The organism is Xanthomonas chitinilytica (genome assembly GCF_026107455.2).
Lineage (GTDB): Bacteria > Pseudomonadota > Gammaproteobacteria > Xanthomonadales > Xanthomonadaceae > Stenotrophomonas > Stenotrophomonas chitinilytica.
In genome coordinates, this window is record NZ_JAPCHY010000005.1 from 39,304 (window position 1) to 52,438 (window position 13,135).

Genomic DNA, 13,135 nt, shown 5'->3' on the forward strand with positions numbered 1-13,135 from the left:
AGGCCACCTCCTATTACTGCACCTCCAAGCTCAGCGAGGGGGCTTGGGCAGCGCCTGCTCGAAGCCTCGGCTGATGTGCGCAATCTTCGGATTGCCGCCGGCATGTCACGCCCGCGTGGCGTGGCCGGGCTGACTCCGGTAATCGAGGCCCAAGATGGCAGACTTGCCATCCTCGGGCTGGACTTCGGCACCGCGTTCACCAAGGCTGTGGTGCGCTGGTCCGGCCGCCACTACGCCGTCGACTGGTCCGATGCGGTCGAGGGTGGAGACCACCATCTGCTGGCCTCGGTCTTCAGCGAAGCGCCGGATGGACGCTGCGTGCTGGGCGCACATCCGGCCGTAGGTTGGTCCGTCCGCGAAGGTATCAAACTCCAGCTTCTATCTTCCGACGGAGCGAGCATCGATGGGCGCATGGCGGACGCGGTAATCTTCATCGCCTTAGCGTTCCGCTATGTGGATGGTTGGCTGCGCCGGACGAACCGTGAAGTCGAGCAGGGCCTGAGGTGGCGCCTGCATGTCGGCTTGCCGACAAAGTCGTGGGATAGCGACGCCACCACGGAGACGTTCAAAACGGTCGCGCAGGCTGCGAGAGTGCTGGCCTGTATGCCAGCGCCGGTGACGCGAAGCGCGGCGCTTGAGGCCTTGCGGATGACAGACCAGGTTGACAGGCCCGCCGTGGACGTCTTTCCTGAGTTTGCATGCCAGTTGTATTCCTACCTGCTATCGTCCGAACGCAGGGAAGACCTGCATGCGTTGATCGACATCGGAGCGGGCACGCTGGACATCGCCTACTTCAACGTGTTCATGAAAGACGGCGAGACAATGCTGCCCATCTTCGCTTCTGAGGTAGACAGTTTGGGGGCGCATTACCTCATCGCTGCCTTATCAGGCGCGGAGAATCGTCTCGTCTGGTCGGATAGCGAATCCTCTCTGTCAGACGAGGAGGTCGGAATAAAGCTCGATTGTTCGCCCAACGAGGTAGGCAGCCGACGATCACTCTACCTAAGTTCGGTGGCAGAAGTATTCAGCCTAGCCACCATCGCGGCAAAGGCGGCGTACCCCACGTCCCCGGCATTCCGACGGGAGGAAAACGTGCGTCTCTTCCTGTGCGGCGGGGGAAGTCGCATCCCATCGTTGCAGAAGCGGTTTGAACGTATCGCTAGGGAAGCCCCGAGTTGTCTTGACATCAGGTTCCAGATCTCGGATCTGGTTAGGCCGCCCGATATCGTGGGCAAGCTGCACTCGGGGTTTGACCGACTCTCCGTCGCCTACGGGTTGAGCCAGAACGCAGCGAATATCGGGAGCGTGATGCGCAGTGCAACGCTTGAACCCGTCCTAAACAGATCGGTGGTTGAACGCGAAGATCGAGATGCGAGCAGGTAGTGAATGTCTGCTTCTGGCCGGAGGCGGCCGTTCCAGGTCCCTGACGGTCATGGTGCGCGGCGACGGCTGCGCCGCACACCATCCAGACCGTTGCATGCCGGATACCACGGTGGTGAACCCGGCGAGGCCACCGCCGCGGGCACTTACTTCGCCTTGAACACCACCCGCGTGCTGATCGCGGTTTCGTTGGGGATGGTCTTGGTATCGGCCCAGTCGCCGCCGCCGACGTCGAAGTCCAGCCGCTTGACCGTGGCCTTGCCGGCGAGCACCGGCTGCGTGCCCGGGGTCCATGTGAAGGTGAGGGTGACCGGCTTGCTGATGCCGCGCAGTTCCAGCGTGCCGTCGGCCGCGTACTGGTCGCCGCCCAGGGCGCGGAACTTGTCGGCCCGGTAGTGCGCGGTGGCGAACCGGGCGACGTTGAAGAAGTCCGCGCTCTGCAGCGTGGAGTCGCGGTCGCTGTTGCCGCTCCTGGCGCCGGCCAGCGGAATGGTCACGTCCAGCTTGGCGTCGGCCAGGTTGGCCGGGTCGAAACTCAGGGTGGTGGCGAAGCCGGGAAAGGTGCCGGCGAAGACTTCGCCGTCGTACTTGGTGGCGAACGCCAGGGTCGAACCCGGGGCCTGCACGTAGTCGGCGGCCAGCGCCGGGGCGGTGGCCAGCATGGCCGCCAGGGCGGCGGCGACGGTGGCCGGGGAGGTCAGTCTGATGGTCATGCGGCATCCTTCTTCGGGGTCTTGAGCCAGCCTTGCGGCAACATGCGCGCGAGGGTGTCATCGCGCTGATGAACATGGTGGTAAAGCGCGGCGCCGGCATGCGCCAGCACCACCGCGACCAGCAGCCAGAAGCCCCATTCGTGGATGGCGTGGGAGATCTGGCTGGTGCGTTCGTCCGGCGCGCTGAGCTTGGGCATCTCGACCAGGCCGAACAGCCGGAACGGACGCAGCCCGCTGGCCGAGTCGTACAGCCAGCCCGACAGCGGCAGCGCGAAGATCAGCGCGTACAGCAGCCAGTGCGTGGCCGAGGTGATGCGCTCCTGCCAGGTGGGCGTGCCCGGCACCGGCCGCGGCGCGCCGGCATACAGGCGCCAGCCCAGCCGCAGCACCGCCAGCGCCAGCACGGTGATGCCCAGCGACTTGTGCGCGGTATACACCCAGAAGTACTTGGGCGTGCGCGGCAACTCGCCCATGGTCAGGCCGACGATGCCCAGCAGCAGGATCAGCGCGGCGATCAGCCAGTGCAACGACTGGCTGACGGCTCCCCAGCGGTCGGCGGTGTTCTTCAGGGGCATGGCACGGGTTCCGGATCGGGGGGAGGGGTGTCCTGCGGCAACGTATCGGCCGGTGCAGGGTCGTCGACGGCGTCGTCGCGGTCATTGGCCCGTCGTTCGCGTACCGCCTCGGCCTCGATCCGCAGTTCGACGCGGTCGCCGATCACCGACTTCCAGGCGTCGATGCCGAACTCGGCACGGCTGAGCGTGGCGGTGGCGGAAAAGCCGGCGGTGCGCCGGAACGGCGGCAGCGGGTGGCGCTTGAGCGCGTTGAGCACCACTTCCAGGGTCACCTCGCGGCACACCCCGCGCAGGGTCAGCAGTCCGGTCACCCGCGCGCGCTGCGCGTCCACCGGCTCGACCCGGGTGGAAACGAAGCGGGCCTGCGGGAAGCGCTCGCCATCGAGCAGGTTGCGCGCCAGCGTGGCCTGGTTCCATTTGGCATCGCCCAGGTCCAGCCGTTCGACCGGGATCGTCACCTCCAGCTGCGCCTGCGCCCAGTCGTCGGGGTCGAACACCAGCACGCCCTCGCTGCCGGAGATCGTGCCCAGCGCCTGCGAGAAGCCGGCGTGCTCGACCGCGAACAGGATCCGGGTATGTACCGGGTCCAGCGCGTAGCGGACGGGAGCGGCCAGCGCCAGCGCCGGCAGCGCCCACAGCAGGACTAGGAGGATGGATCGCTGCAATGGCTGGCTCCGGCTCGGGATGGACGGATTCTAGACACAGTCCCGTCGCCATCGGTGCGGGAATGCCGCAACGGATCGTTACGGTGCTGGCGCCATTGCCGCCGGCCAGGCGGCGCTGGCGACCGGCGCCGGCGTGCTTTTTGCCGCAGCGGCGGGTATACATTGCGGCTTCCGGAACACGGGCCGGCGCGGCGTGCGTGCCGCGCCGGACGTTCCCCGCCGGGGAGAGCGGCGGGTACCAGAGGAGAGCCGGCAGCGATGACGTGGGAATGGAGACGTGCGGGCACGGGACTGCTGACGCTGCTGCTGGTGTGGCTGCCGTTGCAGGCCGTGGCGGCCGGGATCGCGGAGACGCCGCGGATGCGCCGCCTGGGCGCGGCCGAGGGCCTGCCGTCGCGGATGGTGCTGGCGCTGGCCGAGGACCGGCAGGGCTACCTGTGGGCGGCGACCGACGACGGGCTGGCGCGCTACGACGGCGTCGGCCTGCGCGTGTGGCGGCACGATCCGGGCGATCCGGCCTCGCTGCCCAGCAATACCCTGGAAACGCTGCTGGTGGACGCGCACGACCGCGTGTGGGTGGGCAGCAACGGCGGCGGCCTGAGCATGCTGGACACCGATCGCGCCGGCTTCCGCCACTTCCCCGAACTCAACCGCGTCTGCGAGCAGCAGGTATGGGCACTGGCCTACGCGGAGCAGTCGCTGTGGGTCGGCACCAGCGGCGGCGGCCTGTGCCGGCGCGACGAGGATGGCATCATCACCCGCTACCACGCCGAGGAAAACGACCCGCGCAGCCTGCCCGACGACACCATCTATTCGATGCTGGCCGATGAGCAGGGCCGGGTCTGGATCGGCACCAGCGCCGGGCTGGCGCGCTGGGACGGCGACGGCTTCCGCCGCATCGCCCCGGCGCAGCTGGGCGACAAGAACGTATTCCGGCTCAGCCGCGAAACCGACGGCACCGTCTGGGCCGGCACCAGCAACGGCCTGTACCGGGTGGACGGCGACGGCCGTGCCCATGCGGCGACCTGGGCACAGGGCGCGCAGGCACGCGCGGCGATGGTGCTGCACGACCGCCACGGCGGCTACTGGGTGGGTACCGCCAACGGCCTGTTCCGCGGCGACGAACGCGAATTGACGCTGCTGCAGGGCGACCGCGGCAGCGGTTTCCTGACCGACCGCAGCGGCGTGCTGGATCTGCTGCAGGACCATGAAGGCGGCATATGGATCGCCATGCTGACCCAGGGCCTGGCCTACCTGCCGCCGGACTGGAAGCGCTTCGCCACCTATTACCAGCTTGACGGGCAGCCGCTGGAAAGCCTGTACCTGCTCAATGCCGCGGCCGACGGCGACGGCTTCCTGGTCGCCGGCGCGCATGGCGTATACCGGCTCGACGGCGAGGGCGTGCTGTCGCAGGTGGTCGGCGAAGCGGGGATCGGCAAGGGCAGCGTGTGGTCGGTGCTGCCGCGTACCGATGGCGGCCTGTGGCTGGGCCGCATCGGGCGGCTGGACCTGTACCAGCCGGCGGGAGGGCGTCTGCAGTCGTTCGACCTGGGGGTCGGCAGCGACCCGCAGCGGCGTGTGGACCTGCTGCGCCCGGCCGCCGACGGCAGCGTGTGGCTGTCGATCGTCAACTACGGCCTGCAGCACCGCGCCGCCGACGGCCGCCTGCTGGAGGACGTGCCGTTCGGGTCCGGGCGGGACCTGCCCGATGCCCTGGTGGAGCAGTTGCTGGTCGATCCGGACGGGCAGCTGTGGGTGGCCGGCGGTGCCGGTCTGCTGCACACCCGCGACGGCCGCTTCGTCGCCGTGCCCGGGGTGGCGCCGGGGATGGTGTACGACGTGATGTTCGGCCCGCGCGACGACGTGTGGCTGGCGCGCCAGGGCGCGCTGGAACGCTATCGCCGCGACGGCGGACAACTGCTGCTGGAAGAGCGGGTGGACACCGCGCAGGGCGTGCCGGCGGTGGCGATCGGCGGGCTGGTGCCGGGCAGCCATGGCCAGGTGTGGGCGACCACCCCGCGCGGCCTGCTGTCCTGGCAGCCGGAAACCCGCGCCCTGCGCCTGCATGGCGAGCGCGACGGCCTGCCCGACGTGGAATTCACCCTGCGCCCGCCGGCGCGCAATGCCCGTGGCCAGGCGCTGGCGGTATCGGCCACCGGCCTGGTCAGCTTCGACCCGGACGGCAGCGGGGTGGCATTGCCGCCGTCGCAGCTGGTGGTCGACAGCCTGCATGTGCGTCGCGACGATGCCGAGCAGGAACAGTCGCTGGCGCTGCCGGGACCGGTCACGCTGGGGCCGGACGACCGCGACCTGCGCATCACCGCACGCCTGCTCTCCTATGCCGATCCGCTGCGCAACCGCTACCGCTTCCGGGTCGTCGGCTACGACCAGAACTGGGTGGAACAGGGGCACGAAGGCGAGCGCACGCTGTCGCGGCTGCCGGCCGGCAGCTACCTGCTGGAGGTGCAGGGCGCCGCGGCCGGCGGCGCGTGGTCGCCGCCGCAGCGCATCGACCTGGAAGTGCTGCCGCCATGGTGGCGCAGCCACGCCGCGCTGGCCGGCTATGCGCTGGCGGCATTGCTGGCACTGTGGGTGCTGGTGCGCGGCTACCGTGCACGCCTGCGCCGGCGCCATGCGTGGCAGCTGGCGCTGCACAAGCAGCAGGTGGCCGAACAGGCCTCGCAGGCCAAGACCCGCTTCCTGGCCACGCTCGGCCACGAGGTGCGCACGCCGATGACCGGCGTGCTGGGCATGAGCGAACTGCTGCTGGCCACGCCGCTGGACGACACCCAGCGCAACTACGCCGGCGCCATCCAGCAGGCCGGCAGCCACCTGCTGCGGCTGGTCAACGATGCGCTGGACCTGGCCCGGATCGAGGCCGGGAAGCTGGAACTGGAAGAGCGGTCGTTCGACCTGACGCGGCTGCTGGAGGAGGTATCGGCGCTGATGATGCCGATGGCGCGCCGGCGCGGACTGGCGTTCCAGCGCGACATCGAGTTGCCGGCGGCGGTCAGCGTCCGTGGCGACGCGATGCGGGTGCGGCAGATCCTGATGAACCTGCTGGGCAACGCCATCAAGTTCACCGATCGCGGCCATGTCGGCCTGGCCGTGCGCCTGCTGCCCGAAGGCGGCGGCCTGCAGCTGGAGGTCAGCGACACCGGCCCGGGCATCAATGCCGAACAGCAGGCGCGGCTGTTCCAGCGCTTCGAGCAGGCCGAGGGCCCGCGCACCGCCTCGCGCTATGGCGGCAGCGGCCTGGGCCTGGCGATCTGCCAGGAACTGGCGGTGGCGATGGGCGGCCATATCCGCATCGAAAGCCGCCCCGGCGCCGGCGCGCGTTTCGTCGTGCAGCTGCCATTGCCGTGGAGCGTGCTGCCGCCGGGCCGTACCGCCCACCCGACGGCACCGGCGCCGCCGGCGCGGCCGCTGCAGGTGCTGCTGGTGGAGGACGACCCGACCGTGGCCGAGGTGATGCTTGGGCTGCTGAAGGCGCGCGGGCACCGCGTCGTCCACGCCGCGCACGGGCTGTCGGCGTTGTCCGAAGCGGCGGCGACCGCGTTCGACGTCGGCCTGCTGGATCTCGACCTGCCGGCGCTGGATGGCCTGGCGCTGGCGCGGCAACTGCGCGGCATGGGCTACGAATTCCCGTTGATCGCGGTGACCGCGCGTTCCGACGCGCATGCCGAAACACAGGTGCGTGCCGCCGGTTTCGATGGCTTCCTGCGCAAGCCGGTGACAGGCGACATCCTCGCCGAGGCGATCGCCGCGGTCTGCAGCGCCACCGTGGCGGCCGCGGAGGACATGCGGTGACCCCGGCCCGGCGCCGCAGCGGCCGACGTGCGCCGGTAGCGGCGTCGGCGCTGCGCCGCTGGCTGGCGGCGGGCCTGTGCCTGTGGCTGCTGGCCGCCATCGCCCCGCTGCATGCGCAGGTGCCGGCCACGCCGCAGCCGCGCCAGCTGACCGTGGCCGACGGGCTGCCGTCGAGCAGCATCAATGGATTCGCCGAGGACCATTTCGGCTACCTGTGGCTGGCCAGCCGCGACGGCCTGGCGCGCTACGACGGCCGCGGCTACCGCTTCTGGCGGGCCGAGGACGGCCTGCGCGACAACCTGGTGTGGAGCGTGCACGTCGATGCCCGCAACCAGCTGTGGATCGGGACCCAGTCCGTCGGGCTGGTGATGCTGTCGGCCGACCGCCGCCACTTCCGTTTCTACAACCGCCGGACCCATCCGCAGATCGGCAGCAACACGGTCTGGAGCATCGCCTCCACGCCCGACGGCAGCGTCTGGTTCGGCACCGCCACCGGCGGCCTGCACCGGCTGGGACCGGACGGCCAGGTCCGTCGCTTCATGCCCCAGGAAGGCAACCCGCGCAGCCTGCCGTCGCCGGCGGTGGGCTACCTGGCGGTCACGCCCGACGGCAGCCTGTGGGTGGGTACCAAGAACGGCCTGGCGCGCTGGACCGGCGGCGGCTTCGAACGGGTGGACGACGACCTGCTGCCTTCGCCGAAGGTCAACGGCCTGACGGTGGACGAGGACGGCAACCTGTGGGTGGCGTCGGTCGCCGGCGTGGTGGTGCGCGGCAGCGATGGCCGCTTCCGCGATCCGCCGTGGCGCGGGCAGGCGCCCGGGCACGTGCTGGGCATGATGCTGCGCGACCGCGACGGCGGCTATTGGCTGGATACGCTTTCCGGGCTCGGCCGCGGCAGCGGCGAGGTGGTCCACAACGTCCCGCTGTACAGCGCGGTGGCGCGCGGCATGGTCAAGCCGAACTGGTCCACTGCCTACGAGGACCGCGAGGGCGGACTGTGGTTCGCCAGCACCAACGCCGGGCTGTGGCACCTGGCGGCCAACTGGCGGCAGTTCTCGGTGCTGTCGCGGCGCGTGGACGATCCCGGCTCGCTGCGCAACGGCTATGCGCTGGGGCTGGCCGCGGCGGCCGATGGCGGCATCTGGGTGGTCGGCACCCGCGGCGCACTGGACAAGCTGGATCCGGCCACCGGCGAGGTGGAACACCACCTGGCGGTCATCGACGGCGCCAACTGGGCGCAATCGGTGGCCGAGGACCAGAACGGGCGGGTGTGGATCGGCAGCGTGGACGCGCTGGTGCGCTACGACCCGCGCGACGGCGGCGTCGTGCGTTGGTACCACGGCCAGCCGCGCGATGCCGCCATGCCCGGCGAAAGCGAGATCATCCGCGTCTGCGAAGGCGGCCTGGTGTGGATCTTTTCCGAGGACAGCGGACTGCAGCAGCGCGACCTCGACGGCCGCGTGCTGCGGCAGGTCGCGCCGGGAACGGCCGGGCTGGCGGCCAACCAGACCATCGAGGACATGCACTGCGGGCCGGAGGAGGCGCTGTGGCTGGCCACCAGCCAGGGCCTGATGGGCTGGAGCGAGGCCGATGCGGCGTTCTTGCCGGTGCCCGGTGGCCCGGCCAGCCACCTCTACACCTTCAACGTCACCGATGCCGGCGTGGCCTGGCTGGTCGGCATGGGCACGATGGAGCAGTACCTGTGGGATGGCCATCGGCTGAGCCTGCTCGACCGCATCGGCATCGAACGCGACCTGCCGGCGCTGGCACCGGGGGCGCTGCTGGTCGACGGTGCCGGCGTGGCCTGGGCCAGCAGCGCCCGTGGCCTGATCCGGATCGACCCGGCGAGCAAGGCGGTGCGCCGCTACGGCGTGCACGACGGCCTGCCCAGCCAGGAGTTCCGCCGCCGCGCGCTGGTGCGGTCGGGCAACGGGCAGATCGCCGGCGGCACCCCGGAAGGACTGGTGCTGTTCGACCCGGACCGGGTGCGTCCGGCCACCCGGCAGCCGCCGCTGGTGATCGAGCGCGTCGACGTGCGCCGCGGCGACGAGGTGCTGGACCTGACCCATGTCATGCCGATGGAGATCGCCGACGGCGACCGCGACCTGCACATTGTCGCGCGGCTGCTGTCCTTTGCCGACTCGGCGGCCAACAGCTACCGGTTCCGGCTGGGCGGCTACGACCCGGACTGGGTGGATGTCGGCGCCAGCGGCGAGCGCGTGTTCTCGCGCCTGCCACCCGGGCGCTACCTGCTGGAAGTGCAGGCCAGGACCGCCGACAACGTGTGGTCGCAGGTGCAGCCGTTGCGCTTCCGGGTACTGCCGCCGTGGTGGCGAAGCACCGGCGGCATCGCCCTGTTCGTGGCCGCCGGGCTGCTGCTGGCCTGGTGGCTGGCGCACCTGTACCGCCGCCGCCTGCGCCGTCGCCATGCGTGGCAGCTGGCGCTGCACAAGCAGGAGCTGGCCGAGCAGGCCTCGCTGGCCAAGACCCGCTTCCTGGCCACGCTCGGCCACGAGGTGCGCACGCCGATGACCGGCGTGCTGGGCATGAGCGAGCTGTTGCTGGCCTCGGAACTGGACCCGAAGCAGCGCGGCTACACCGAATCGATCCGGCGCGCCGGCGAGCACCTGCTGCGGCTGGTCAACGATGCGCTGGACCTGGCGCGGATCGAGGCCGGGCGGCTGGAGCTGGTGCAGCAGCCGTTCGACCTGCAGCAGCTGATCGGCGAGGTGCACGGGCTGATGGCGCCGCTGGCGCAGCAGCGCGGGCTGCGCTTCGTGCTCGACAACCGGCTGCCGCCGCGCATCAGCGCCAGTGGCGATCCGATGCGGGTACGCCAGATCCTGCTCAATCTGCTGGGCAACGCGATCAAGTTCACCGCACGCGGCTCGGTGTCGCTGTGCGCCGAGGCGTTGCCCGGCAACGTCGGCCTGCGCTTCGAGATCGCCGATACCGGGCCGGGCATCAACGCCGAGCAGCAGCAGCGGCTGTTCCAGCGCTTCGAGCAGGCCGACGGCGCACGTACCGCCGCGCGCTATGGCGGCAGCGGGCTGGGGCTGGCGATCTGCCAGGAACTGGCGGTGGCGATGGGCGGGCGCATCGGCATCGACAGCACCCTGGGCAGCGGCAGCCGCTTCAGCGTCGAACTGCCGTTGCCCTGGGTGGAGTCGGTGGTCGAGGCGGACGCTGCCGTGGCGGACGCTGCCCGGCGGCTGTCGCCATTGCCGCCGCTGCGGATCCTGCTGGTCGAGGACGACGCCACCATCGCCGACGTCATCAGCGGCCTGCTGAGCGTGCGCGGGCACCAGGTGGTGCACGCCGCGCACGGCCTGGCCGCACTGGCCGAGGCGGCGGGATCGACCTTCGACGTCGGCCTGCTCGACCTGGACCTGCCCGGGCTGGATGGCCTGGCACTGGCGCGGCAGCTGCACGTGCTCGGCTACGACATGCCGCTGATCGCCGTCACCGCGCGCTCGGACGCCAATGCCGAGCCGCAGGCCTACGAGGCCGGGTTCGACGGCTTCCTGCGCAAGCCGGTCACCGGCGAACTGCTGGTGGAGGCGATCGCGCGGATACTGCAACCGCACCTGCACCCCGATGCCGGTGCGACGGAGAAGGACGTGGACCCATGAATGGATTGCGCTCGATGCTGCTGGCCGGCCTGCTGCTGCAGCCGTGGATGCCGGCAATGGCCGACCCGGCGCAGTCGCCGTTCCTCGGCGGCTTCCTGCAGGAGAGCCGGGTGGTATACCCGTTGCACCTGGACGGCTGGGAGGCGGACAAGGAACACCGCTACGAACAGCCGGAGGAAGGGGCCTCGGTGAACTATCGCGATCCCGACAACCCCGGCGCGCTGCTGAGCGTGTACTTCTATCCGGCGGGCATATTGCCGGCCGGGCAGCTGGAGCAGATGGCCCGGCACACCCTGGACGGCATCGCCGCCCTGGCCGACGACCCGCGGGCCAGCTACGACAAGGTCGAGACCGGCCGGCTGGTGCCGGTCAAGCTGCCGGCCAGGGACGGCGCGAAGGCCCCGGAAGCATGGTTGGCGACGATGCGGATCGAGTCCGGCGGGCAGGCCTTCGACTCGGCGCTGGGGCTGATGGTCAAGGACCTGTACTTCATCAAGCTGCGGTTGAGCATGGCCAAGGGCAAAACCCGGCCGGCCAGGCTGCGCAGGGAGATGGAGGGGCTGCTGCGCGAACTGGCCGGACGCGCGCGGATCGTCAGCACCGGCGACTGCTGGAACCCGTTGCCGCTGGTGGCCCGCGAGCGGCTGGACCCCGCGGCCGAGGGCGCGCTGCTGAACATGAGCACAGAGGGAGGGGGCGCCAGCGCGGTGGCCTTCGACGACCGGGTGGAGGCGTTGGATACGGGCTCCTCCGAGGCGCTGGTGGTGCAGGCGCTGGCGTCGGCGCTGCTGGGGCGTATCGCCCCGGGGTGCGTCATGCCGCAGGACATCGACCCGGAGGTGGCCGAAGGCATGCGCGAGCTGCGGCTGGAGTACCGGCGAGCGCGGGCGGCGAAGATGGGCGCCGACGCGGTCGCGGACTGATCATTCCGCCACTTCCTCCACCCGGCGCGGGTGCGGCCGGGTTTCCGGCAGCTGCCAGAAGATCAGCGTCGAGGTCAGGGTGATCGCGCCGACGCAGACGAAGGTGGCGTGCAGCGCGGCGAGGGCGTCGTGGCTGGCGGACAGGTGGCTGCTGAACGCGGCCAGCAGGCTGCCGGCCGCCGCCGCGCCGAAGCCGGTGGCCAGCATCATCACCATCGACAGCAGGCTGTTGCCGGCGCTGTCCTGCTCGCGGTCCAGGTCGCGCAGGGTCACGGTGTTCATCACCGTGAACTGCAGCGAGTTCACCGCGCCGAACGCGGCCAGCTGCGCGATCCGCCAACCCAGCGGCTGATCGGCCGACACCAGCAGGAAGCTGGCCATCGCCACGCCCACCAGCACCGTGTTGACCATCAGCACCCGGCGGTAGCCGAAGCGCTGGACCAGACTCACCGCGGCGCGCTTGGAGGCCATGCCGGCCAGCGCCACCGGGATCATCATCATCCCCGCGTGCATCGGGCTCATGCCCAGGCCCACCTGCAGCAGCAGCGGGATCAGCAGCGGCATCGCGCCGCTGCCGATGCGCGCGAACAGGTTGCCGAGGATGCCGATGCGGAAACTGGCGACCTTGAACAGCGCCAGCGGGAACAGCGCCGCCGGGCGTCCGGCCGCATGCAGCCAGTAGCCGGCCAGCGCCGCCAGCCCGGCCACGGCCAGCAGCATCACCAGCGCGTGCGGCGTGCCCAGCCCGGAAATGCCGTCCAGCGCCAGCGACAGCGCGACCATGCCGAACGCCAGCATCAGGTAGCCGGCCAGGTCGAAGCGGGTGCGTCGCTCCGCGCGGTGGTCGGGCATGATCCGCATCGCGGCGATGAACCCGGCCACGCCGATCGGCAGGTTGATCAGGAACACCCAGTGCCACGAGGCCACTTCCACCAGCCAGCCGCCCAGGGTGGGGCCGAGCAGCGGGCCGACCAGCGCCGGGATGGCGATGAAGCTCATCGCGCGCAGGAACTGCTCGCGCGATACCGAACGCATCACCGCCAGCCGTCCCACCGGCAGCAGCATCGCTCCGCCGATGCCCTGCAGCACGCGCGCGGCGACCAGCTGCTGCAGCTGCTGCGCCAGCGCGCAGGCCAGCGAGCCCAGGGTGAACAGGATGATGGCGACCAGGAAGGTGCGGCGGGTGCCGTAGCGGTCGGCGACCCAGCCCGAGGCCGGGATGAACATGGCCACCGCCAGCGCGTAGCTGAACACCACCGACTGCATCTGCAGCGGGCTTTCGCCCAGGCTGCGCGCCATCGCCGGCAGCGCCGTGTTGACGATGGTCGAGTCCAGCATCTGCATGAAGATCGCCAGCGACACCAGCCACAGCAGCGGTTTGTGGGAATTGTCGGCGGCGGGTGCAGGAGTCGGCGGGGTCATCGGTATTTCGGGACG

The 13,135-nt window shown here is 70.6% G+C and carries 8 protein-coding genes; 4 read left to right on the forward strand and 4 right to left on the reverse strand.

Annotation, left to right across the window (positions count from 1 at the left end):
- The first annotated feature begins 102 nt into the window (after positions 1–102).
- A complete protein-coding gene (locus OK345_RS07730) occupies positions 103–1,383 on the forward strand; it encodes a hypothetical protein (protein WP_265127351.1) in 1,281 nt (426 codons plus the stop codon).
- Between the two features lie 143 nt (positions 1,384–1,526).
- Here the strand turns inward: OK345_RS07730 and OK345_RS07735 are convergent, their stop codons facing one another.
- Genes OK345_RS07735 through OK345_RS07745 form a run of 3 tightly spaced genes read right to left on the reverse strand, consistent with a single transcriptional unit; the run spans position 1,527 to position 3,333 of the window.
- Positions 1,527–2,093: a YceI family protein gene (locus tag OK345_RS07735; protein ID WP_265127352.1), complete on the reverse strand. Its 567-nt coding sequence runs from the start codon at positions 2,091–2,093 to the stop codon at positions 1,527–1,529.
- A complete protein-coding gene (locus OK345_RS07740) occupies positions 2,090–2,668 on the reverse strand; it encodes a cytochrome b (RefSeq protein WP_265127353.1) in 579 nt (192 codons plus the stop codon). The genes OK345_RS07735 and OK345_RS07740 overlap by 4 nt, the downstream gene beginning before the upstream one ends.
- Positions 2,659–3,333, reverse strand: a complete 675-nt coding sequence (locus OK345_RS07745; RefSeq protein WP_265127354.1) for a YceI family protein — start codon at positions 3,331–3,333, stop codon at positions 2,659–2,661. The genes OK345_RS07740 and OK345_RS07745 overlap by 10 nt, the downstream gene beginning before the upstream one ends.
- Positions 3,334–3,591: 258 nt before the next feature.
- On the opposite strand from OK345_RS07745, the gene OK345_RS07750 reads away from it, so the two are divergent.
- Genes OK345_RS07750 through OK345_RS07760 form a run of 3 tightly spaced genes read left to right on the forward strand, consistent with a single transcriptional unit; the run spans position 3,592 to position 11,698 of the window.
- A complete protein-coding gene (locus OK345_RS07750) occupies positions 3,592–7,143 on the forward strand; it encodes a hybrid sensor histidine kinase/response regulator (protein ID WP_265127355.1) in 3,552 nt (1,183 codons plus the stop codon).
- A gap of 50 nt (positions 7,144–7,193) precedes the next feature.
- On the forward strand, positions 7,194–10,775 hold the full coding sequence (locus OK345_RS07755; RefSeq protein WP_425510958.1) for a hybrid sensor histidine kinase/response regulator: 3,582 nt from the start codon (positions 7,194–7,196) through the stop codon (positions 10,773–10,775).
- Complete coding sequence (locus OK345_RS07760; protein WP_265127356.1) at positions 10,772–11,698, forward strand: hypothetical protein; 927 nt, start codon at positions 10,772–10,774, stop codon at positions 11,696–11,698. The genes OK345_RS07755 and OK345_RS07760 overlap by 4 nt, the downstream gene beginning before the upstream one ends.
- On the opposite strand, the gene mdtD is transcribed toward OK345_RS07760, so the two are convergent.
- Entirely contained in the window at positions 11,699–13,120 is a 1,422-nt protein-coding gene (gene mdtD / locus OK345_RS07765; RefSeq protein WP_265127357.1) for a multidrug transporter subunit MdtD, read from the reverse strand.
- Positions 13,121–13,135 lie beyond the last annotated feature (15 nt).